This is a genomic window from Paenibacillus oceani, assembly GCF_014705615.1.
In the GTDB taxonomy this organism is placed as follows: Bacteria; Bacillota; Bacilli; order Paenibacillales; family NBRC-103111; genus Paenibacillus_AB; species Paenibacillus_AB oceani.
Map to the genome: position 1 here is coordinate 322,496 of NZ_JACXJA010000005.1, position 22,998 is coordinate 345,493.

Below are 22,998 nucleotides of genomic sequence, written 5' to 3' on the forward strand. Positions count from 1 at the left end.
CAAATTAGCTCTATCTTCAGTATACCCAATCTTTTACAAATTAATCTCTTCTTCCCGGCGCACGGCGCGAAACGGGGATTTGGCGTTCGCCCGGTTAACCCGCCCCATGCCTTGAATCCACAAATAGATCATTAACGGCAAAATGAACCAGATCCAATTGGTCTTAACCTGAAGCAAAATATAATCGAACAACCCGTGCCAGAAGATCGGATACGCCAGCGACTTGAACAGCAGCAGCCTCTCCTGGGAGGGGTCTCCAAACTTCGCTTTCCCGATATAATACCCCATCACGACCGCAAACAGCGCATGGCCCGATACGGGGAGAAATGCGCGGAACAAAAGCGTCGAGAACGAGAATGGGTTAAGCAACGCATAGATGACATTTTCGAGCGTGGCAAAACCGAGCGACACGGATACCGCGTACACGATGCCGTCATACGGTTCGTCGAATACGGTATGCTTGTAAATCGCGTAATATACGATAAACCATTTGACAAATTCCTCGACGAAACCCGTTATGCCAAATGCGAAAATAAATGAATTCTCGCCTATGCCAAGGACGATGGCTCTCTGAATGACCATGGTCGGAAAAACGAGCAGGACGCCGTACAAAAATACGCGTACGACCATATGAATCGGCTCCGAGTGGTATAAATCCTTCAAATAAAAATATACAAGCAAAGCGATGCCCGGTGCTACGGCAGCAGTGATGACCGCCAACCATTCCATACGGCGTCCCTCCTTTCCATTCGATTTTCGTGAACACGGGAAAAAGCATCCGCAAAAACATCTGTTTTTGAAGATGCTCTATCCGAAGCCGGGGCAGCGTCACGAAACTCGTCTTGTGCATCCGGTCGTCTCATTGGCGGAAATGTTCACACAGACTCTTTACCGCGGACTCGGCGATGATTCGTTTGCCGTATTCGTCCAGAACTGCCGTCGTGACTGAAGTCGCCTCGCCGAATTCGGATAATATGGCGATAAGCGCCTGATCGCGCGACTCATCCGATTCGCTCGGAAGAATTTGCAGGATATACTTATCTTTATAGTGGTAGAGGGCACCGTCGGTAATCCCGATTCCAAATGCTATATGAGACGCCTTCAACAGGTGCTCGAAATCGTGAAATGCATACGAGATCACGTCGCTCTGCTCAAGCGTCACTTCCATCTCGTATACCTCTTCAGCCTCTTCCTCGTCGACCGCATCGGTGCTTTGTACCTTGCCCCGGGTTACGATGACGACCATGCCCTGAGCGGGCAGCTGAAACACTTCTACGGCAAGAGGGCCCGAAGCGTCGAATCCGAGTTCCGTATAGGCTTGCTCCATCATTTCGCTAAACAGTTCATGGACTTTCGGAATTTCGCGCCACATATCTTCTTTCTGGATGCCGCGTTCCGTCAGATCGTCGAATGTCAGGAAAATCCTAATCTTATCTAAACTCAAGCGCTCAATTTTCATGACAGGACCTCCCCTTCCACTCCCACTTCCACTTCTGTGATAACAGAGTATGACGCCTTGCAACGAATGGTGAACCTCGAATGCTGGCTTGTATCATCATGTTACCATGTTTTCAAGGAGGATGCACTATAAAGTTGGCTTTAAGCAATCGTTCCGGGCTTGCTGGAAGCCATTTTCGGCTACTATCAATATAGTCGGAGACGGAGTAAAATAACCCCGTTTTTCACACTTTTCATCGCCCTGAATAGAAGTTTTCTTATGTATATTGGAAAGGAGCGCTTACAGTTCCATCCGGCAACCGAATATAGCGAAAAATCCGGCTCCCTCTGGGGCGCCGGATCTTCCGTTTGCTTTTGTATTTTTAAAAGCGATGTGCCTGCCTGTCCGAAAGGGTTATTGGGTCATGTAGCTGCTCGCGGATTTGTTCAGAATTTCGTCCACTTGGCTTTTTACGGCCGCATCTTGCGCGATCAGTTCCTCGACCTGGCCGAGACCCGACTCGCTGCGGCTGGAATTGGACGAAGACGAAAACTTATCCGAATGACTGCTGCTTGAAGCAAATTTAACCGGCTTGGACGAGGTCGGTTTGCTGAACATGTCGCTCGTCTGGCTCGTAAGACCGGCAAACGACATATGTTTGCCTCGCATATAATAAACGACGGCTGCTGCCCCGACTACGCCGCCCAGCAGGAATGCGCCCATTCTCATTGCTGTCCCTCCCGTTGTTGTGATGAAGAATCGTTTATAGGTTGTCCGAACCGCTTCGCCGGCATCCGTGAAAAAATAGGAAGACCGCGTTTAGGAACGAATCCGCTATGGTACAATAAGTCAGTACATCTGTATTCGACGTCCGGCCGGGCTTGTCCATATTGTCTCAGGAAGGCTTGACGGGCGGCGTTATGCTGCACAATCCAAAACAGGGAGTCGATGCGCACCATGACGATACGAATCTGGAGCAAACCACTGTTGGTTGCGGCCTTGTCCTTGCTTCTGCTATCCATGGCCGCTTGCCGGCAGGCGCCCGGGCCGGAACAACCGCTCTCAACCGCCCTGCCTGCGGACGGCACGGTTACGGAAGACCGGGCAGGGCGACCGAAGGACGAACCTGCGTCCCCTCCTCCGGCAGCGCAACCGTCTTCAGGCGAGCCGGCCGGGGAAGCGGTTACTTCTGTCGTACCAGCTCCCGACGCCGTCAGCAAAACGTATAAGATGAACAAAAATTACGATATCGTGCCCATCGGCCCTGACGGCAACAAAAAGGTCGTCCTGCTGACGTTTGACGACGGACCGAAGGACAAAGATCAGCTGGAGAAGCTGCTGGGCGCGCTGGACAGCCATCACGCCAAAGCGATATTTTTCGTCAACGGTTACCGGGTGCAGAAAAATCCGGAGCTGTTGAAACTGATTCACGAAAGAAGGCAAACGATCGGCAATCATTCGTGGGATCATATCGATTTGAAAAATGAACCGGAGGAACGAGTGAACAGCCAGATCGGAGACGTTCAGCACATCGTAAAAGAGACGGTCGGGACGGTCCCTGCGTTTTTCCGCCCGCCGTTCGGCTCCGCGAACGATTACGTCAAGAAGCAGGCCGCCAAGGAAAATTTGCTGTTCATGACGTGGTCGAACGGCTCGGAAGACTGGCTCTCCACGAATCAGAAGCCGGAAGGCGTCATTAAGCGGGTTTTGGAGCAGCTGCATCCGGGAAGCAACATCCTGATGCACGAACTGCCTTGGACGGCCGAAGCGCTGGGCGATCTTTTGACCGAGCTAGAGAAACGGGGCTATTCGTTTGTAGATCCGGCACAGATCGATACCGGACTGGAGCCGTAGGTTCATGTATGTGGCAATACGCATTTGGAAAAAACCTTCAAATTCCGTTCGGACGGAGCTTGAAGGTTTTCGTTTCATTTGGCATATTCGTCTTATTGGCCGTACATTTGATACCAGAAAATGATGCCGATAGTCAATAAAATTAACAGGATGACCAGACTGGCCTGAAATATTTTCGTCGCTTTGGCGTTGTCCGACGAATGGATCACGCGTCTGGGCGGAAGCCGCATGTCGTCTTCATCAGGAAGCGAGTGCGTCGTGTCGTTTGAAGATTTAGCGTTCTCCATCTACCTCATCCTTCCGATAACGTATCATACACCCCATCACAAAATCGATTATAAAATGCGCGACGATCGGAGCCCAGAGCGATCCGGTAAACAGGTACAAATGGCCCAGACCGTAGCTGATCAGAAAAACCATCCCCGTCATCAGCCAATGCCGCAAGTAACGGACATGGATCGCCGCAAACAGGATGCTGGTCCAATAAGGGCCGAAGGCATACTGAATCGCTCCGCGAAAGAGCAATTCCTCGCAAATTGCGACAATAAGCGATATTACGCCGATATGCCACAAAGGCCGATTGCCGAACAGTTTTTTGTTAATTCCCCCGTCGTCAGTCACGTCCTCCGGCACCCATCTGGCGATCAGCCAGTCAAATACGAGCACCGCTGCGGCAAAAACCGCGCCCCACCCCAGCACCGAGATCCCGCCCGGAAATTTCATCACCTGAAAAAGCGTCTGGGACTGAAAAAAAATGATCAATATGCCGATAAAGAGAGTAATGGCTTGGGTGATATACAAATTAACCAGGAGCATACGGTCGTCCAATTCGCTTGGGTCGACTTTACGGATGCGGATGTTTCTGAAGTTTATTTTTTTCATAGTTCCTCCGGCCTATGCAGTTCACATTTTGGGTACATTCCCCTATACTTTAGGGAGGAAACTGGACAAGGAGTCGTGACATGAATAAGCGTCTTAACCGCTCGGACTACATTTTATCGCTCTTAATCGTCTTTTTACTTGTTTGCGTCTCAGGCGCCTTCTTCTTCGGCGTCAATATCGGAACCAGCCGTGCCGAAGCCCGGTTCGCCGCGCTCCTGGCGGGTCAGGAGGAAGCTTCCAAGAAACCCGGAGCGTACGATCAGCAGCATCTCGTATCGTTTTATCATACGATCTACTCCCCTTATCGCGAATTTACGAACCGCTGGTTCGATCAGTTGAAAGAGCTCGACCAGCCTTCGGTGGACGCCTCCGCGGTCATGAAGGAACTGGCCAAGGCGGCCGATGATAAATACGGCGAAATCTCCAAATCGACGACATCCGAGACGTCCCCTCTGCTCGGCGAAGCTCATCAGAACCTGATGAAAGGGCTGAAGCTGTTCGCCGACAGCGCGAAGATATTTCAATCCAAGGCGAATTCGATGCACCCGAGCGTGCTGCTTACCGAGCTCGATAAGGATGCCTTCATCCGGGAAGCGAAGAAATTTTCGCTGCAAGGCCAGCAGCAATACTATACAGCCATCGTCAAATGGAACGAAACCGTCGATAAGCAGGTTAAAGGGGTCTCTCTGCTCGATCAGCCGGCCCTCACTCCGCAGGACTGGTCGCAGATGAGCCTGAACGTGAAGAACAGCTACATATCCTCGATCTTGTTGAAAGGTATCCGTTTCATGCCGTTGTATCCGCAGGATCTTACGGTACGGATCGATGAGATGATCTCAAGCGGTCAAGTCAAGAAGCTGAACCTCAGCGACGTCCAGTCGATCGTCGATCTGCTCGGCGATACGAATGCGGCACGCAAAGGCGACTTCTTGTCCCGCAAGGATAGATGGTACGGCGGCGAGACGATGCCCCAGCTTCCATTCTTTTACGAAAACAAATAAGGCCGGTTCCACCCTTCCGCTGCCAGGTCAATCGCGATCTGGCAGTTCGTCTGCCCGCACGGATTGTCTCTACTAGAAGATAACGAAAAACACCGGCAAGTTCAAGGGATCGGGCGGTGAAAACCCTGTTTGCCAGTTGTGTCTATTTTATGTCGGCCTGCCCCTCCCGTCACAAATATGTCTCTAAATGATTGACACTCTCAGGCGGTCGTGATACATTAGGAGCAATGAAATGATGGAACGACAATGACGGAGAATAGCATCTACGATCCCTTCAGAAAGCCGGTGGCCGCTGCGAACCGGTGGCGGTCGTGATGTGATCCACTCCCGAGTCGATGCGCGAAATGAGCCGTAACGAAGCGCAGCCGGGCGGACCCCGTTATCAATCCAGGTCAATCGACCAAGCAAGGCTGAGCGCGTGAGCGTCCGGCGAATTAGGGTGGCACCGCGAACCAGACTCTCGTCCCTATATACGGTTTCCGTATGTGGACGAGAGTTTTTTTCATTTCCTGCATCATCATTTGCAAGCAGACAGAGGGAGGAACCTGAACATGTACAAGGTGTTAGTATCCGATCCGATCAGCGATATGGGACTGCAGCAGTTGACGGACGCAAGCGATGTTGAAGTAGTAAAGAATACCGGACTAAGCGAGGACGAGCTCGTGGCGATCATCGGCCAGTTCGATGCGCTTCTCGTTCGTTCGCAGACGAAGGTGACCCGCCGGATTATGGAAGCCGGGACAAACCTGAAAGTAATCGGGCGCGCCGGCGTAGGGGTCGACAACATCGACCTGGAAGCGGCTACCAGCCTTGGCATCGTTGTCATCAATGCGCCTGACGGCAACACAATTACCACTTGCGAGCATGCGTTCGCAATGATGATGGCGCTCGCCCGCCATATCCCGCAAGCGTATATGAAAACCGTCACCGGCGAATGGGACCGCAAGTCGTTCGTCGGGGTCGAACTCCGCAACAAAACGTTCGGCGTCCTCGGACTCGGCCGCATCGGCACGGAAGTCGCCAAACGTGCGATCGCCTTCGGCATGAACGTCCTCGGGTACGATCCGTTCATGACGGAAGATCGTGCCGAGAAGCTCGGCATTAAGCTGGCATCGGTCGACGAGATCGTTCGCAACGCCGACTTCATGACGGTTCATACGCCGTTGACGAAAGAAACCCATCATATGATCGCAAAACCTCAATTCGAGGTTATGAAAAAAGGGATGCGGATCGTGAACTGCGCCCGCGGCGGCATCATCGACGAGCTTGCGCTCGTAGAAGCGATCGACGAAGGGATCGTGGCCGGCGCCGCGTTCGACGTATTCGAGCACGAACCGCCGAATCCGGACCATCCGTTCCTGAAGCATCCTAAAATTATTGTAACCCCGCACTTGGGCGCATCCACGATCGAAGCGCAGGAAAATGTGGCGATCGACGTGTCGGAACAAGTCATTAATATTTTGCGCAACGAGCCGTTCAAAAACGCGGTGAATATGCCGCCGATTCCGGCTGAACTGCTGAATAAGATCCAGCCTTACTTCAAGCTGTGCGAGAAGCTCGGCAGCTCGCTCGCCCAGATGACCGAAGGCGCCGTCCGCGAGATTACGATCAACTATTCCGGCGAGCTGGCGGATCTGGATACGAATCCGCTCACTCGTTACGTGCTGAAAGGCATCTTGTCCCACCATCTCGGGGCCGAGCAGGTGAACGCCGTCAACTCGATGCATCTGGCCAAACAACGTGACGTCAACATCGTCATTCAGAAGTCGTCCGCAACCAAAGGTTTTACAAACCGGATCACGCTCAGCATGAAGACGAAAGCCGAGGAGCGCTGGGTGTCGGGTACGCTGCTGGCCGGATTCGGCGAACGGATCGTCCAGATCGGACCTTACCCGGTCGACGTGCCTACGGAAGGCCATCTGCTCCTTATCTCGCACTCGGATAAACCGGGAATCATCGGTCGCGTCGGCACGCTGCTCGGCAGCAACGATGTCAACATCGCTACGATGCAGGTTGGACGTACCGATATCGGCGGCTCGGCGATTATGGTGCTGACGATCGACAAGAAGGCGCCGAAGACCGTTCTCGAGCAATTGTCGAACTTGCCCGAAATTAAACGGGTGCGCGAGATCGGCCTCGTATAATCGCCGTATATTCGCGATTGTTTCACGTACAACAAGATTTGTCGCGGTCATTCAACACGTTCTACTGAAAAGCGCGGAAAGTCGGGTCCGCCGATTCGGTACGATTCGCCTCCGTTCGATCCATACCGCTTCACGCACAAAAGGCTATCCTCTTCACCGAGGGTAGCCTTTTGTGCGTCTTATACGTGCTTATTGGGCAGTTTTATAGTAAAAGTCGTGCCCTCTCCAAGCTCGCTTTCGGCAGAAATCGTGCCCTGATGGGCGTCTACGATATTTTTGACGATCGCGAGACCGAGTCCCGTTCCGCCGGAAGGGCCGCGGGTTCTCGCTTTGTCGGCTTTGTAAAACCGCTCGAAAATGTAAGGCAAATCTTCGCGCGGAATGCCTTGCCCCCCGTCCTGGATCTCGATCTGCACGATCTCGTTCTTCCTACCGCCGGCCTGGGACACGCCGATGCCGATCCACGAGCCGGAAGGCGTATGGCGCACCGCATTGTCGAGCAAATTCGTCAAAACTTGTTCGAGTCTGTCTTCATCGGCGAGATAAAGCGTGATCGGCTCCGCCGGCATCTCCAGCTTCAAGGCGAGGCCCCGGTCTTTGCACAACGCGGAAAACTTGCGGTGTACCCGCTGGATCAGCGGCTCCAGCTCGAACTCCCGGAAGCTGAGCTCGATATGTCCCGCTTCCATCCGGGCGAGGTCGAGCAAATCTTTGACCAGCCGCCCCATCCGCAGCGACTCGTCATGAATGACCTGTGCCAGCTCGCGGCGTTCTTCCGGCGTCGCCGCGATATCGTCGAGCAGCGCTTCGCTGTAGCCCTGCAGCATCGACAGCGGCGTCCGCAGCTCATGCGATACATTCGCTACGAAATCTTTGCGCAACTTGTCCAGCCGGTGCTCCTCCGTCACATTCCGCAATACCGCAACCGTTCCCCTTAACCCCTCCGGCGAATACAGGGGTGCCATAACGACGGAATACACGTTGTTGCGGACGTGAATATTGGAGATCATGTCCTTGTTGCCTTTAACCACTTCTTCGAACAGCGGCTGAAGTGGCTGCGGAACCGTCGCCCCTTCATCTCCCCCGGCCTGATCCCAGCCGATCTCGCTCCATTCGGCCACCAGCTTCTCGCCCTGCGGATTGGCCAGCAGCAGCCGGCCGTCGGCATCCAGGGTTATAACGGCGTCGGTCATACTTCGCAGCACGCTCGATAGATGCTCTTTCTGATGATTCAACGCATGAATCGTCTCGTCCAGCCGGCCGGTCATATGATTGAAGGCGACGGCAAGCTCGCCGATCTCGTCGGAGGAAGTGACCGGCACCCGGTTTTTATACTCGCCGAGCGTAATGAAATCCGCCGCCTTCTTCATCTGCAGCAGTGGCTGCGTAATTCGGCTCGACAGGAAAAAGGCGAACAGTGTCGTCAGCAGAAAACCGATTACGCCGGCGATGACGAACAGATTTTGAAAATACGCCTGCGTATAATCGAGCGCGATTTGGGCTTGGTACAAAATGATGACACCGTTAATCGTCTCGGTGTTTTTCTCGCGCTGCGGGACGGCTACGGCCAAAAATCGTTTGCCCGACTGCGGATCGTAATAAATGGAAGGAAACGTTCCTCCCTGCAAAACCTGCTCCAGCTTATCTTTGCCGAACAGGTCGAACGCCTGCAGCTTTGGAACCTGGGTGCCCGAAGCTGGCGGAAGGCTATCCTCGAACCTGGAATTTAACGATAGCACCGCCGCATCCTGGGCGTCCAGCAGCTCCGCCACCGCCGTAATATAATGGATGTCTTCGCGATGCAGCGACAGGTCGGCCGATACTTTGTAAGCCATCTTCTGAAGGCTTCGTTCCTGATCCTTCGAGTTGGCGAAGTTGGTAGTGAGAAACTGCCCCATAAAAACGCCGTTGATCAAAAGAACAACGGCGACTAATCCGATAATGGTCATCCACAGCTTGCCGACGACGCTTTTCCACAGTTTCACTTTATTTCGGCACCTCGAGCTTATAGCCTACGCCCCAGACGGTAGTAATCATCGAGGCCGCCTCCGGCGAAACTTTGTTCAGCTTCTCACGCAGCCGCTTGACGTGGGTGTCGACGGTGCGGAGATCGCCGAAAAATTCGTAATTCCAAACGTCTTTTAACAAATCTTCCCGCGAAAACACTTTGTCCGGCGAAGTCGCCAAGTAGTGAAGGAGCTCGTACTCCTTGGGCGTCAGCGCTACCTCTTGTCCGCCCGCCGTTACGCGGTGAGCGTCATGTTCGATGACGAGATGCGGGAATACGATGTTGTTGCTCGCATGAATCGCATCCTTGGCCAGATAAGCGGTCGCCGACGATCGGCGCAGAATCGCCTTGACCCGGTAGATCACTTCCCGCGGGCTGAACGGCTTGACGACATAGTCGTCCGCTCCGACCTCGAAGCCTTGAACCCGGTTGGCCTCTTCCCCTTTGGCCGTCAGCATGATGACAGGGGTCGCTTTCACTTGACGCAGTCTCGCGCACACCTCAGTCCCGTCGATGCCTGGCAGCATGACGTCCAGAAGGATCAGGTCGTAATCGCCCTCCAGCGCTTTCACGAGCGCCGTCTCACCGTCTTCCGCTTCGTCGATCGTGTACCCTTCCTTCTCCAGGTACATCCGCAGCAGTCTGCGAATCCGCTCCTCATCGTCAACTACCAGAATGCTCGCTTTCATATCCATCATGAACCGTTCACTCTCCTTTGGGAGCATCGATTGAAACCATTACACGCCTGCATACGAATGAAGACCGGCTATGATCAGATTAACGCCGATCAGCGTAAACATCACGACGACGAATCCGACAACCGCCATCCAGGCCGATTTGCGTCCCTGCCATCCGCGGGACAGACGGAAATGCAAGTAAGCGGTATAAAACAGCCAGGTGATCAGAGCCCATACTTCCTTCGGGTCCCAGCCCCAGAACCGGCCCCATGCCTCGTGCGCCCAGATCATGGCGAAGATAAGCGCGCCTAGCGTAAAGATCGGAAATCCGATCGCAATCGCCCTGTAGCTGATTTCATCCAGATCTTCAGCGTCCATTCCGCTCATGGCCGGATGAATCGCCGCACCGATCTGCTTGCGGAGAATAAGCCGGAGCAGCATGTATACGATGAATCCGGCCAGCAGCGCCCAGACGAACGTATTCAATTTCCTTCCCGCATTAACCCCGTTCATCCAGGAAGGAGCCGTAAATAACGGTTCTTTCATGCCAAGGAACGGCTGCATGCTCTCGGTCGTACTGTTAAACGGCTTCACGATCGGCGGCAGCACATAATCGACCTTGTTCGTTTCGACATATTCCTTGCCGGTCTGGTCGACCTTCGTTACTTCCTGCATGAAGGACGCTTCGTAGTTGATTCCTTTAAACACATACACACTGACGATAAACGAAACGATCATCAAAACAACGAAGATGACGATTTCGACTCCCCGCCGCTCCCGGCGGTCCGACTTGGACTGCCCGGAATAATTGATGACACGGATCAGGTACATCAGACCGGCCGCAAAGCCGACCGCGAAGAACGCCTCTCCGAGCGCCGCTGTCGTTACGTGAATTTTCAGCCAGTAGCTCTGTAGAGCCGGAATGAGCGGCTGAATATCCGGAGGAAATACGAGCGCGTAGGAGAGGATGATCACGCCGACCGGCATGGCGAACATGCCGAGTACCGCTGTACGGTAGATCAGATAGACGATGATAAATGCAAGTACAATCATCATCGCCAAAAAGGTCATGAATTCAAACATATTGCTCGTCGGAATATATCCGGCCGCATACCATCTTGTAATGAAGAAAACCAGCTGAGCGGCAAATCCGGTAATGGTGGTCGCTAAGCCGATCTTCCCCCATCGCTTCGTATGTCCCTCCGGGTCGCGCTCGCTCCACTTCTTCCCGATGACCGCGATGACGAAGCCGAAAAACGACAAGGTGTACAAGATTAGGGCGATCAATAAAAAAGTTCCGCTGACAGTTTCCATATTAAGCTTTGCTCACCTCATTGGCCAGCTGTTTGGGTTCGACGCCGATGCCCATCTGTTTGAGCATTCCCGCCGTTTCGCCACGCAGTCCGTACCAGTTTTTATTCGTATGTGCGCCCAGCGTCAACCGGTTGCCTTCGTCAAATCGGAGCCAGATACGCCGGTGCTGCCAATAGATGCCCATCACGACACCAATCATGAAGATAGCCGCTCCCGTAAAAATATAAGGCAGCGCAATGTCCTTGCGAATATTCAAATAGCTGGTGTAGGCGGCAATCTCGACGTCTTCCATCGAGTCAACCGAGATGTCCCAGCTTTCGGCGAAAGCGCCGTTAATTTTGTCCTGGCTGAACTTCACCTTATCGATTTCCTTCGGGAAATAGAAGAAAGGCTGCCCACTCTCCGGCAGTTGCGGCCCGGTAATCATAAACAAAAATGCCGGTGCATTCGGTTCGTTCGATACGGTAATCGGCATTCCTTTGTCATTAACGGAGAAGTCGGGGAAATACTCCTTCAGCTCCAGCTTGTAAGGACCAGCCTCGTAAGACATCGCGGGGTTTTTCATCCTTACTTCAAAAGGCCCGTACGATTCCCCGGTCTGTTTGTTTTTGAGCTTCGGATTCACAGCGAGCAGCTTGGGCGTCTCCGCGTAATCGAACTGGTAGACGAGCAGACCTTTGTAGGAAAGCGGATGGTTTACCGTAATATTTTGCCGCGACACTTCCTTAAGCTGAGGCGGCTTGTCCGGGCTGTCACAATCGCTTTCGCATTCGTACAGTACGGCTTTCGTTTCATACAGTTTGGCGACGATTTTGCCTTGCTCGCGGAACGATTCCGTCATCTCCGTCTCGTCATAAAACGACACGTTGAACTGTTCGTTCATTAAATAGTAGTTCGTCTTCGGTATTTTGGTAGGCTCGCCTTCCAGAAATTCGGAATACTGATCCAAATGCCAGCCCGGAAGCCCTCTCATCAGCAGCGCCAGCAAAAAAATAATCAGCCCGATATGGTTGACGTACGGTCCCCAACGGCTGAACCGGTGCTTCTCGGCCAGCAGAGCCGAACCGTCGGTATGAACCTTGTAGCCCTTCTTCCGCAGCTTCTCGGCGCTGCCGGCAACCCAAGCCTCCGGATCGGAAGCGGCTTGCCCTTCCCCCATCGGAACGGTTCCTTCATAGACAACCCTTTGCCTGCGCAGGAAGCTCAGATGTTTGCGGATCTGCTGCTTGCTAAGCGCACGGTACAGCGGGAGCACGCGGTCGAGACTGCATATGACGAGCGAAGTTCCGATCATCACCAGCAGGGCGATAAACCACCACGAGCCGTACGTGTCGGACAATCCGAGCTTATAATACAGATCGCCGGACCAGCCGTACGTACTCTTGTAATATTTCGCCGGGTCGACGTTGACGAACGTGTTCTCCTGCGGGTAAATCGTGCCCAGCATCGAGCCGAGCAAGGTGGCCAGGATCAAATAAATCGCAATCTTGACCGAAGAGAAGAAATTCCACACTTTGTCGAGAATCGACGGATTCGCCTTCTGGGAACGTCTCGCTACTCCGTCGTACCGCATCTCTAACGGCTCATTGTCGTCGCCGTTCTCAAACAGCGGTTTCCCGCACGCCTCGCACAAGACAGTCCCCACATGATTTTGGTGACCGCACTCGCATTTTGTGTTCGCAATCACGGGGTTATCGCTCCTTTATTGCTTCAGCATGGGCTGGATCGTCTGTTCGATAAAATTGTCGTCCATCTCGATGGAGGCAATTTTCACGATCTTTCCTGCCGAGTCAACGAAAAATGTCGTCGGATACGAACGAACGGCATAGCGGTCCCGCATACGAAGCTCCTTGTCGAACAGGACGGGAAACGTCATGTTGTACTGACGGACGAAACTTTGCACCGTCACTTTGCTTTCATCCAGATTCAGAGCGAGCACGACGAGCCCTTTATCTTTCCACTTGTCGTATTGCCGCTGGATCGCCGGCATTTCCCGAACGCATGGCTCGCACCAGGTCCCCCAAAAGTTGACCACGACCGGCTGACCCTTGAAATCGGATAGCGTGTACGACTTGCCGTCAAGCCCCGTTAACGTAAAATCAGGAGCAGCGCTCCCTTCCCGCGGAATCTCGTCCTCGGCGAACAGGCTGCTCCCGATCGTGTACCCGCCGATCAGTAGAACCGCGGTTAATATGATGGCCTGAATCCATCTCCTATGTTGTTTCATCGCGGATCACCTTCGCTTCGTATTGTCAATCCAACTACTCACATTATAGCGAAACTTGACGCTGAAAAAGGGGCGTCAGGGCCGCCCTTTTTGAACATTATGTGACTGGAGCGCGGTTCTGCGAAGTTCCTCCACTTCCGCATTCGTCAGCTTCCTGTATTTCCCTCTCATTAATCCGTCCAGCTGAACCGACCCGAATTGAACCCGCTTCAACCGTTCCACCGGAAAATGAATCGCCTCAAACATCCGGCGCACTTGCCGGTTCCGGCCTTCATGGATCGTGATCGATACGATCGTCTCGTTTTTGTCGGGGTTGATATCTACATATTCGACTTCCGCCGGAGCCGTCATCCCGTCCTCCAGCTGAATGCCCTGGCGCAGCTTGTCCAGCGAGTCTCCATGCGGCACGCCTTTGACGGTCGCATGGTACGTTTTCGCCACATGATGCCTCGGATGGGTGAGCAGGTTGGCCAGCTCCCCGTCGTTGGTCAGCAGCAGCACGCCTTCGCTGTCGTAGTCGAGCCTTCCGACCGGATAGATCCGCTCCTTCACGTCATGTATGTAATCGCTGACGACCTTGCGGCCTTCCGGATCGGAGGCGCTCGTAATGACGCCCTTCGGCTTGTTGAACAGCAAATACGTCATCTGCTGACGGTTGATCGGACGCCCGTCCACTTTTATGACATCGACGGCGGGGTCGACCTTCACCCCGAGCGTCGTTACCGTCTCGTCGTTCACTTCCACTCGACCCGCCGTAATGATCTCTTCGCACTTCCGGCGCGATGCTACGCCCGCTTGGGCCAGCACTTTTTGCAATCGTTCCATTATAATGGTCACCTCAAACCTAATGATAACCATCCTTTGGCGAAATCACAAGTTCGGACCATGGAAAAAACGAGCCGGGACAAACGTCGCTGTGCGACAGCGAATGGTTCGGATCGAACCCGAACGTTTCGGCAAGTCGGAGCACCAGCTTCTGCAGAACGAAAAACTGTTCCTCCATCAGTCCCGCCATCGCTTCCTCCGGACGGGAGAAGTCCCCCTCTACGCAAATATGAATCATCGCCGGATCGGTCGCCTCGGATGCCGGGATAATCGTTCCGCGGCGCGTAATATAAAAGTCGTAGCCCTTTCCGTTAATCGCGGAGCAAACGGAATGATGAATCGTAATGCCGGTCGGCCGCATCCGGCCTCACCTCGCCTTCTCGTGCTACCTTATTATATGTAGGCGGAAGGAAGGGGTGTGCGTATGCGCCCGGGACAGGGTGGATGAGGGAAACCTTTGTCTGCGAGGAGAATAACAGCTTCTGGCACCAAGCCGAGCAGAACGCGTTCAGCAGCTGAAACAAAACGTATACGTTACTAGAGCTTAAAAAAGCCCGCCGCCGAAACGGAAATCTCCGCTTCGCGACGAGCCCGGAATACTTGCTGGTTACCCCGCTGTGCCGAAAATAATCAAACAGATGGCGACGGCCGCCACAAAACCGACCAGGTCGGAAAACAAACCGACCTTTAGCGCATATCGTCCCTTCCGTATGCCTACGGCACCGAAGTAAACCGTAAGAACATACAGGGTCGTATCCGTGCTGCCCTGGATCGTCGAGGCGATTCTGCCGATCATCGAGTCGGGCCCGTACTCGCCGATCAGGTCGGCAGTAAAGGCCAGAGAGCCGGAGCCGGTAATCGGACGCAAAATCGCGAGAGGCAGCACCTCCCCGGGAACCCCGATATATTGAAGCATCGGCTTCATCCAGTTGAGCATAACGTCCATAGCCCCGGAAGCACGAAAGACGCCGATGGCCACCATCATCCCGACCAGATGCGGAATGATTTTGACCGCCGTATCGAAACCGTCCTTGGCCCCCTCGACGAACGATTCGTAGACGGGCACTTTTTTGTATACCGCATACAGCGGAATGAGTACGATCAATACCGGAATCGCCCAGGCGGACAATACGGAGACGAACGTGTACAAGCGCAATCACCCTTTCGGGACAGTTTTGGCGAGCAGCCGCCTTCGGCACCATCTGTCGGCGACGATCGCAGCCAGTGTGGCGACCGCCGTAGCAAGCAGCGTCGTCCCTACAATTTCAGCCGGATTGGCGGAATTGTAGTTCATCCGGATGGCGATCAAAGTAGTCGGAATGAGTGTTATGCTCGCCGTATTGAGCGCAAGCAGCGTGCACATGGCCGGGCTCGCCGTGTCCTTGTCCGGATTCAGCGTCTGCAGCTCCTGCATCGCTTTGATTCCCATCGGAGTAGCCGCATTGCCCAGTCCCAATAGATTGGCGCTCATATTGGACATGATGTAGCCGACAGCCGGATGATCTTTAGGAACGCCCGGAAACAGCAGGCGCACAACAGGGCGCAGCAGCACGGCGATTTTGCGCAGCAGGCCGGAGTCTTCGGCGATCCGCATCATACCGAGCCAGAACACTAAAATGCTGATCAGACCGAAGCTGATCGTCACTCCGCTTTTCGCCCCGTCAAATACGGCTTTCGTGACCGCCTCGACATTCCCCTGCGCTGCGGCGACGGCAAACCCGGCAGCTATAAAAAAGAGCCATATCCAGTTAACGATACCGATCCCTCCCAGTAGAGACGGCCACCTTTATTCCGATAAGACGAACAGCCGACGCACCGTCTCCTTCAACGTCTGCTGCCACAACCCAAGCCCGGTGACCCTGTACTTGTCGCTATCCCTGAAGCTGAAGGCCGACCGGTCTTTCGCTTCCAGGCGCGGGCTGCCTTCCGCATACAGCGGAACCGATCCGATCGGCGTTCCCGACAAATAAAAGAACAACGTCCCCCGCTCCCCCAGCCGGTACTCGGGCGTCGCCGGGTCAAGCAGCACCGCCTCTTTGCGGATCAAGCCGGACTCTTCCTCATACAACGGATAGGAGAACGTCCGGCCGACCGCCACAGGCAGATTCTCGATCTTATCCCCTCTGTGAACGAGATCGCGCAAAGGATAATTCGCAAATCCGTAGTCCAGCAACTTCTTATGGTCGAGCCAATCGTTCGGATCGTTTAAGGTGACGACTGCAATCTGCTGACCCTCGCGGGTAGCGGAGGAGACGAGACACCTTTTGGCCAGCTTCGTATACCCGGTCTTCACCCCGTCCGCGCCTTCATATATCGACAGCATCTTGTTTTTATTCATCCATGTATAGTCCCAATCCTCGTGCGGGTTCGGCGCCGATTTCGTTTTCGTCTTGACGATATCGCGGAATACGGGATTGCGGAGCGCATAAGCGGTCAGTTTGGCCATATCCGACGCTGTCGAGTAGTGGCCTTCCTCGTCCAGGCCGCTCGGATTTTTGAACTGCGACCGGGTCATACCGGCCAGCTCCGCTGTCTCGTTCATTAGATAAACGAACCCCTCGAGCGACCCGCCGACATGTTCGGCAATCGCTGTAGCCGCATCGTTGCCCGAACGGAGCATAAGCCCGTACAGTATATTTTCCAGACTCATCTTCTCCCCGGCTCTCAGGTAGATCGACGAGCCCTCCTTGCCGGCGGCTCTGCCGCTGACCTCGACCTGATCGGACAACGTTCCGTGCTCGATCGCTACGATTGCCGTCATAATCTTCGTCAAGCTTGCGATCCGCATCTGCTTGTCACCGTTTTTGGATACGATCAACCGGCCCGACGTCACGTCGACCAGCGCCGCCGCTTCCGCACTCGTCTGCACGCCGGTCGGCGCGGCCATGGTCCATTGCGGCCATATAAGCAGCAGCGCGAGCGACCCTAAGGCGAAACGCCGCAACATTTTGCGATACCCCTCCATCTTCCGTTTCTCACCCCGATCTTGGCGTTATCCGCCGGTTGGTACAAGTATATGCTTATCCAATTCGGATATGAACGGATTGTCCGGACAATCGCGGGAAAGGAACGGTAAGGCGGTGGCACACATCCGCCCGGTGCGGCTTATAATAGTTAAAATGAATCATGTCCCCGGGAAAAGACGCCATCCGAAACTGATGAAAAAAAGGTTCTGCCGGGCTTGTTATGCGTAATTACGCGCTTTCCGGCACGTTGCGACAGGGTATATTCTGTCAGATGAAAAATAATGGTTTCACATCCTTCTACTTATTGACTTTCCTCCCCAAACATGAATAAATAGTATGGTGACGACTTTACCGGAAAGTGGGAACCCCATTGAACATCATACGCATCGAACGCTCCGGGCCGTTAAGCGGCTCCGTCAAAATACAAGGCTCCAAAAACAGCTCCCTCGCCCTGATGGCCGCGTGCTGCTTATCCGACCAGCCGATTACTTTATCGGGCATTCCCGACATCTACGACATCCGGATCATATGCGACATCGCCGGCGACATCGGGATGGGCACGACGCGGCTCGCGAACGGCGACCTCCAGCTTCTTCCCGGAACGATCCATAACGCCAACATCGACAAAGACAAAGCTTCGTCCTACCGGGCTTCCTATTACTTCGTAGGCGCGCTGCTCGCCAAGTTCGGCAAAGTAAGCATCGGGTTTCCCGGGGGCGACAATTTCGTCTCCCGCCCGATCGACCAGCATATTAAAGGCTTGAAAGCGATGGGCGCCGAGTTTTCGTTTCATGAAGATCATTACACCGTAGAAGCCAAGAAGCTGAAAGGCGCCGATATTTATTTCGATATGATCACATCCGGCGCCACGATCAACTGCATGCTCGCCGCCGTGCTTGCCGAAGGACGCACGGTGCTGCGCGGAGCGGCCAAAGATCCGGAAGTCGTAGATACGGCTATTTTCCTTAACGAGCTGGGCGCCAAAATAGCCGGAGCCGGCACGGATACGATCCGCATCGACGGGGTGCGGTCGCTCGAAGGCGGGCACCATACGGTCATTCCGGACCGGTTGATTGCCGGTGCTTTTCTCATGTCGGCGGGTGTCGCCGGCGGGTCGGTTACCGTAACCGACGTGATCCCGGATCACATAGGCTCCTGTCTCGCCAAGCTGACGGAGATCGGCATGGAGATCGACTACCGGGATCAGAGCATTACCGCGAGTTCAGCCGGCAAGCTGAAGGCGGTCCGCGTGAGGACGGCCATGTACCCCGGCTTCGCCACCGACCTGCAGCAGCCTTTGACCGCCCTGCTTACCCAGGCTTCGGGCAGAAGCATCATCGCCGAGAAAATATATCCGAAGCGGTTCCAGCACGTAGCTCAGCTGCGCCGGATGGGAGCCGATATCGACGTGCGCGGCAGCACGGCTTATATTCGCGGAGGCGCGCCGTTATCCGGCAGTTGGGTACACGCTACCGACATCCGGGCCGGAACCTGTCTGCTGCTGGCCGGAATGGCTGCAGAAGGAACGACGTTCCTTACGGGTGTCGATCATATCGAGCGGGGTTATGAGGATGCGCTCACCGCATTCCGCTCGCTCGGCGCCCATATGAGTCTGGAGCAAGTTGACGCCGCCCACGCCGAAGAGAAGCTTCGCATCGGCAATGCGAAACTGTAACGCGATTCCTTTTTTCCGCTTCATACGAAATAAAGAACCTTCATGCTCCTTTCGGCTTCGAAAGGGAACATGCAAGGTTCTTTTTGGGTTTCGCAGCGAACCGCTCAAGGCGGCCAGCCTATAGCAATTCCGTGCGTGCTATGTATTCGATTCGGATAAGGCCCGGCGCACGACATTTTCAACCTTAAGCAGGTGGGTCCGCATCGCCTCATGCGCCCGAGTCTCGTCCTGCTCCCGAACCGCCTCGAAAATATCGGAATGCTCTCTCAGCAGCCGGGTCGCTTCCGCCCGCTCCCCGTAAAACCACAGCTTTCTCGATTCTCTCATACTGTCGTGAAGACGCTGCGACAACGATTCCATCATCGGGATCAGCAGCGAATTGTGCGTAGCTTCCGCCAGCTTCAGATGAAACCGGACATCCGCCTCTTCGCCTTTCGCTTCATCGTTCAGGTACAGCTCCATCAGCTTCAGCTCGTGCCCGATCGCCTCCAAGTCCTCGGCGCTCCGGTTGCGGGCGGCCAGCGAAGCACAGCCGGTCTCCAATATTTTGCGGACCTCCAGCAGCTCCTGAATCGATTCCGCACTGGCAAATAAAGAGTTGCCTTCGCCCGGCGCCTGTTCCTTCGGAAGCTCGGCGCTGACGTACGTCCCCCCGCCCTGTCGGATTTCCACAAGTCCCATCGCCTTTAATGCGCTTAACGCTTCGCGGATCGTCGATCGACCGACCCCAAAGCTCGCCGCCAGATCAACGACCGAAGACAGCTTCGTCCCGGGTGCGAATTCCCCGTTTCTGATTTTCGATTTGATTTGCTCCATAACGAGCTCATAACCTTTAAGCGGTTTTACCTGGTCAAATGCCATCGGTCCGGTCCTCCTGTTCCTTTGACTATACGGCCCGTGTCCGGTTCGGAGTCAAAAGGGGAAACTTTCACATCTAATGGGCAATTGCTGCGTTGCAAAGCCGATACGGCGAAAAATTCGGTGTTTCCCTTCACTTCATGACGAAAAAGGATATACACACATTCTATAGTAAGCTATAATGAGAGAAAAGTCATCTGATGACCTGATCAATTTCATATTTATAGGAGGATTCGGGATGCTGAATCAATCAATCCGCGCCAAGCTTATCGAGATCGTCGGTGAATCGTGGTTTAAGGACGATATGGAAGCGCTGGTCAGCTACTCTTACGACGCTACGCCGATGCAGCAGGCACTGCCGGACGGCGTTATTTTCCCTTCGACTACCGAGCAAGTATCCGGCATTCTGAAAGTTGCCAACGAGCATCGCGTTCCGATCGTGGGCCGCGGCGCGGGAAGCAACCTGTGCGCCGGCACCGTGCCGCTGGAGGGCGGGATCGTCATGGTGATGAACCGGATGAACAAGCTGATCGAGATCGATACCGAAAATTTGACGGCAACGTTCCAGGCCGGTCTTAATACGAAAATGTTCCATATGGAGGTCGAGAAGCTCGGCCTGTTTTACCCGCCCGATCCGAGCAGCATGATCATCTCGACGCTTGGCGGCAATATTATGGAGTGCGCCGGAGGACTGCGCGGTCTGAAATACGGGACGACCAAAGATCACGTCATCGGCCTCGAGGCGGTTCTTCCGAACGGCGAGATTATCCGTACCGGCGGGAAGCTGTACAAGGACGTTGCGGGATACGACTTGACCAAGCTGCTGGTTGGCTCCGAAGGGACGCTTGCGATCGTCACCGAAGCGACGGTGAAGCTGATGCCTGCGCCCAAGTACCGGAAAACGATGGTCGCGATGTACAGCGACATCTATGCGGCCGCCCGCTCCGTATCGGCGATCGTCGGCAACCGGATCATCCCGGCTACGCTCGAATTTTTGGATAATGCCACGATTCGGGTCGTAGAAGGTTTTAACAAAATCGGACTGCCTATCGATATGGAAGCGATTCTGTTGATCGAGCAGGACGGCTTGGACGAAAACGTCGTCGAGAACGACATTAAGGAAATCGTACGGATCTGCAAGGAGCAGGGGGCCGTAGAAGTGAAGATGGCGGCGGACGCAACCGAAGCCGAGAAGCTGATGCTGGCCCGCCGAAGCGCCTTGTCTACCTGTGCGCGCATCCGCCCGACGACGATTTTGGAGGACGCCACCGTCCCTCGCTCCAAAATCGCCGACATGGTTATCGCGATTAACGAGATCGCCAAAAAATACAATGTGCAAATCTGTACATTCGGCCACGCCGGAGACGGCAATCTGCATCCGACCTGCACGACCGACGCTCGCGATACCGAGGAGATTCATCGCGTAGAGCAGGCGTTCGAAGAAATTTTCGAAGCCGCGATCGGGCTCGGCGGCACGATTACTGGAGAGCACGGTGTAGGCGTCGTTAAGGCGCCTTATCTCGAATGGAAGGTCGGGGCGGCAGGCATCGAGGTGATGAAGGCGATCAAGCATGCCTTCGACCCGAACAACATCATGAATCCAGGCAAAATATTCGCCAAACATACCCGGAAAAGAGTGGTGATTGACAATGGCAGCCGTTAAAGAACCCGCTAATCATTCCCATCATCCGGCGCCGTCCGGTTCGACACCTGAGAAAAAGCCGTTAAACCCGCTTGCCCAAACGATGAAAATGCAGCTCAGCTATGACGAGCTGACCAACTGTATGCGCTGCGGCTTCTGCCAAGCCGCTTGTCCGACCTTTATCGAGACAGGGCTTGAGGCGGCTTCGCCGCGCGGCCGGATTGCGCTGATGAAGGCGGTCGTCGACGGCATTATGGAGCCCGACCAGAAGTTCCAGAATCAGATGGATCTGTGTCTCGGCTGCCGTGCCTGTGAGCCGGTATGTCCCGCCGACGTCAAATACGGCCATCTGCTGGAGGCGACGCGCGATTCGGTGGAGCAGCACGTCGAACACCGCTGGTTCATTAAGGCGGCGCGCAAAGTTGCCTTCAAGCAAGTATTCCCTAAGCAAAACCGGATGAAGCTGGTAGGCAAGCTGCTGCGGACGTACCAAACATCCGGTCTGCAAAAAGTCGCCCACGGCATCGGGGTCATGAAGCTGTTCCCGAAAAATATGAGAGAGATGGAGCCGATCTTGCCGGTAGCGTCCGGCCGCGGCGTATTCGAGACGTTCGGAACGCGCGTCCCTGCCAAAGGCGAGAAAATCGGCACTGTAGGCATGTTCCGCGGCTGTCTGATGGACGTGTTGTTCACGGAAACGAATCTGAACACCGTTCGTCTGCTGACCGAAGCCGGGTTCGATGTCATTATTCCGGAGACGCAAAACTGCTGTGGCGCGCTTCACGCTCATGCCGGTGAGATGAGCCAGGCCAAGGAATTGGCGAAAAAAAACGTGCGCGCATTCCGCGAAGCGAACGTCGATTATATCGCGTCCAACGCGGGAGGCTGCGGTGCGCTGCTGGTCGAATACGATCACCTGCTGCATGACGAGCCTGAATATGCCGACGACGGCAAATGGTTTGCTTCGCGCGTGAAGGACATCAGTTTGCTGCTGCTCGAAAAAGGCCGGCTCCCTTCATTCGAGGAACCCAAAGCGGCACAAGATGACGGCAAGCCGCTGACGATCACATACCAGGATTCCTGCCATCTGCGCAACGTGATGCGGTCGTCGGGAGCTCCCCGCAACCTGATGAACCGGGTCGCCAACGTCAAATTCGTCGAGCTCCAGGGCTCCGACCGCTGCTGCGGCTCCGCAGGCATCTATAACATTGTGCAGACCGATATGGCCAACCAGATTCTGGAGCACAAGATGGAGCATGTCAAAGAAACGAACGCCCATCTTATGATTACGAGCAATCCCGGCTGTCTGCTGCAAATGAAGCTCGGGATCGAACGCGAGAAGCTGTCGGATCAAATGGAAGCCGTTCATATCGTCGACTTTTTGTACGACCGGTTGAAATCGGATGACCGCTCTCCGGAGTCCTCCTCGAAATAAATGAAAAAGCTGCCCACTGCGGGCAGCTTTTTTTGCTATTAATAACCATCAA

At 54.5% G+C, this 22,998-nt stretch carries 22 protein-coding genes; 6 read left to right on the forward strand and 16 right to left on the reverse strand.

The features are described 5' to 3' along the window. Window positions 1–33 precede the first annotated feature (33 nt). From prsW to IDH45_RS04975, 3 genes are all read right to left on the reverse strand, one after another. Entirely contained in the window at window positions 34–729 is a 696-nt protein-coding gene (prsW, locus tag IDH45_RS04965) for a glutamic-type intramembrane protease PrsW (RefSeq protein ID WP_190925256.1), read from the reverse strand. Between the two features lie 130 nt (window positions 730–859). After that, a complete protein-coding gene (locus IDH45_RS04970; RefSeq protein ID WP_190925258.1) occupies window positions 860–1,459 on the reverse strand; it encodes a genetic competence negative regulator in 600 nt (199 codons plus the stop codon). Between the two features lie 393 nt (window positions 1,460–1,852). Further along, window positions 1,853–2,167, reverse strand: a complete 315-nt coding sequence (locus tag IDH45_RS04975; protein WP_190925260.1) for a hypothetical protein — start codon at window positions 2,165–2,167, stop codon at window positions 1,853–1,855. A gap of 228 nt (window positions 2,168–2,395) precedes the next feature. On the opposite strand from IDH45_RS04975, the gene IDH45_RS04980 reads away from it, so the two are divergent. Beyond that, window positions 2,396–3,292: a polysaccharide deacetylase family protein gene (locus tag IDH45_RS04980; RefSeq protein ID WP_223836378.1), complete on the forward strand. Its 897-nt coding sequence runs from the start codon at window positions 2,396–2,398 to the stop codon at window positions 3,290–3,292. Window positions 3,293–3,384: 92 nt separating this feature from the next. Here IDH45_RS04980 and IDH45_RS04985 read toward each other — a convergent pair whose 3' ends face one another. Beyond that, on the reverse strand, window positions 3,385–3,579 hold the full coding sequence (locus IDH45_RS04985) for a hypothetical protein (RefSeq protein ID WP_190925262.1): 195 nt from the start codon (window positions 3,577–3,579) through the stop codon (window positions 3,385–3,387). Beyond that, window positions 3,566–4,174, reverse strand: coding sequence for a type II CAAX endopeptidase family protein (locus IDH45_RS04990; RefSeq protein WP_190925264.1), 609 nt, complete (start codon window positions 4,172–4,174; stop codon window positions 3,566–3,568). Before IDH45_RS04990 ends, IDH45_RS04985 begins: the two co-directional genes overlap by 14 nt. A gap of 80 nt (window positions 4,175–4,254) precedes the next feature. Between IDH45_RS04990 and IDH45_RS04995 the strand changes: the two genes are divergently transcribed. Together IDH45_RS04995 and serA are read left to right on the forward strand one after the other, a co-directional pair. Next, a complete protein-coding gene (locus tag IDH45_RS04995) occupies window positions 4,255–5,175 on the forward strand; it encodes a hypothetical protein (RefSeq protein WP_190925266.1) in 921 nt (306 codons plus the stop codon). Window positions 5,176–5,726: 551 nt separating this feature from the next. Further along, a complete protein-coding gene (serA, locus tag IDH45_RS05000; RefSeq protein ID WP_190925268.1) occupies window positions 5,727–7,319 on the forward strand; it encodes a phosphoglycerate dehydrogenase in 1,593 nt (530 codons plus the stop codon). A 179-nt stretch (window positions 7,320–7,498) separates the two neighbouring features. Here the strand turns inward: serA and IDH45_RS05005 are convergent, their stop codons facing one another. From IDH45_RS05005 to IDH45_RS05050, 10 genes are all read right to left on the reverse strand, one after another. Then, on the reverse strand, window positions 7,499–9,304 hold the full coding sequence (locus IDH45_RS05005) for an ATP-binding protein (protein WP_317891145.1): 1,806 nt from the start codon (window positions 9,302–9,304) through the stop codon (window positions 7,499–7,501). 1 nt (window position 9,305) lies between these two features. Beyond that, a complete protein-coding gene (locus IDH45_RS05010) occupies window positions 9,306–10,025 on the reverse strand; it encodes a response regulator transcription factor (RefSeq protein WP_317891146.1) in 720 nt (239 codons plus the stop codon). Between the two features lie 39 nt (window positions 10,026–10,064). Continuing rightward, a complete protein-coding gene (gene ccsA / locus IDH45_RS05015) occupies window positions 10,065–11,318 on the reverse strand; it encodes a cytochrome c biogenesis protein CcsA (RefSeq protein WP_190925270.1) in 1,254 nt (417 codons plus the stop codon). A gap of 1 nt (window position 11,319) precedes the next feature. After that, entirely contained in the window at window positions 11,320–13,005 is a 1,686-nt protein-coding gene (gene resB / locus IDH45_RS05020; protein WP_190925272.1) for a cytochrome c biogenesis protein ResB, read from the reverse strand. 15 nt (window positions 13,006–13,020) lie between these two features. Beyond that, window positions 13,021–13,545, reverse strand: coding sequence for a thiol-disulfide oxidoreductase ResA (gene resA / locus IDH45_RS05025; RefSeq protein WP_190925273.1), 525 nt, complete (start codon window positions 13,543–13,545; stop codon window positions 13,021–13,023). A gap of 75 nt (window positions 13,546–13,620) precedes the next feature. Continuing rightward, a complete protein-coding gene (locus IDH45_RS05030; protein WP_190925275.1) occupies window positions 13,621–14,370 on the reverse strand; it encodes a pseudouridine synthase in 750 nt (249 codons plus the stop codon). A 19-nt stretch (window positions 14,371–14,389) separates the two neighbouring features. Then, on the reverse strand, window positions 14,390–14,731 hold the full coding sequence (locus IDH45_RS05035) for a peptidoglycan recognition protein family protein (protein ID WP_190925277.1): 342 nt from the start codon (window positions 14,729–14,731) through the stop codon (window positions 14,390–14,392). A gap of 246 nt (window positions 14,732–14,977) precedes the next feature. Continuing rightward, window positions 14,978–15,520 (reverse strand): spore maturation protein, encoded by a 543-nt coding sequence (locus IDH45_RS05040; RefSeq protein ID WP_190925279.1) that lies wholly within the window; start codon window positions 15,518–15,520, stop codon window positions 14,978–14,980. A gap of 6 nt (window positions 15,521–15,526) precedes the next feature. Continuing rightward, window positions 15,527–16,126 (reverse strand): nucleoside recognition domain-containing protein, encoded by a 600-nt coding sequence (locus IDH45_RS05045; RefSeq protein WP_190925440.1) that lies wholly within the window; start codon window positions 16,124–16,126, stop codon window positions 15,527–15,529. Window positions 16,127–16,156: 30 nt separating this feature from the next. Next, entirely contained in the window at window positions 16,157–17,317 is a 1,161-nt protein-coding gene (locus IDH45_RS05050; protein ID WP_397326978.1) for a D-alanyl-D-alanine carboxypeptidase family protein, read from the reverse strand. Between the two features lie 389 nt (window positions 17,318–17,706). Here IDH45_RS05050 and murA point away from each other — a divergent pair, with 389 nt between their 5' ends. Further along, window positions 17,707–19,011 carry a UDP-N-acetylglucosamine 1-carboxyvinyltransferase gene (gene murA, locus IDH45_RS05055; protein ID WP_190925282.1) on the forward strand — a complete coding sequence of 435 codons (1,305 nt, stop codon included), beginning with the start codon at window positions 17,707–17,709 and terminating at the stop codon, window positions 19,009–19,011. 138 nt (window positions 19,012–19,149) lie between these two features. Here murA and IDH45_RS05060 read toward each other — a convergent pair whose 3' ends face one another. Further along, window positions 19,150–19,872, reverse strand: a complete 723-nt coding sequence (locus IDH45_RS05060) for a FadR/GntR family transcriptional regulator (protein WP_190925284.1) — start codon at window positions 19,870–19,872, stop codon at window positions 19,150–19,152. Window positions 19,873–20,107: 235 nt separating this feature from the next. Between IDH45_RS05060 and IDH45_RS05065 the strand changes: the two genes are divergently transcribed. Further along, window positions 20,108–21,532 (forward strand): FAD-binding oxidoreductase, encoded by a 1,425-nt coding sequence (locus IDH45_RS05065; RefSeq protein ID WP_190925286.1) that lies wholly within the window; start codon window positions 20,108–20,110, stop codon window positions 21,530–21,532. Further along, window positions 21,519–22,946 carry a (Fe-S)-binding protein gene (locus IDH45_RS05070; protein WP_190925288.1) on the forward strand — a complete coding sequence of 476 codons (1,428 nt, stop codon included), beginning with the start codon at window positions 21,519–21,521 and terminating at the stop codon, window positions 22,944–22,946. The genes IDH45_RS05065 and IDH45_RS05070 overlap by 14 nt, the downstream gene beginning before the upstream one ends. The last annotated feature ends 52 nt before the right edge of the window (window positions 22,947–22,998 follow it).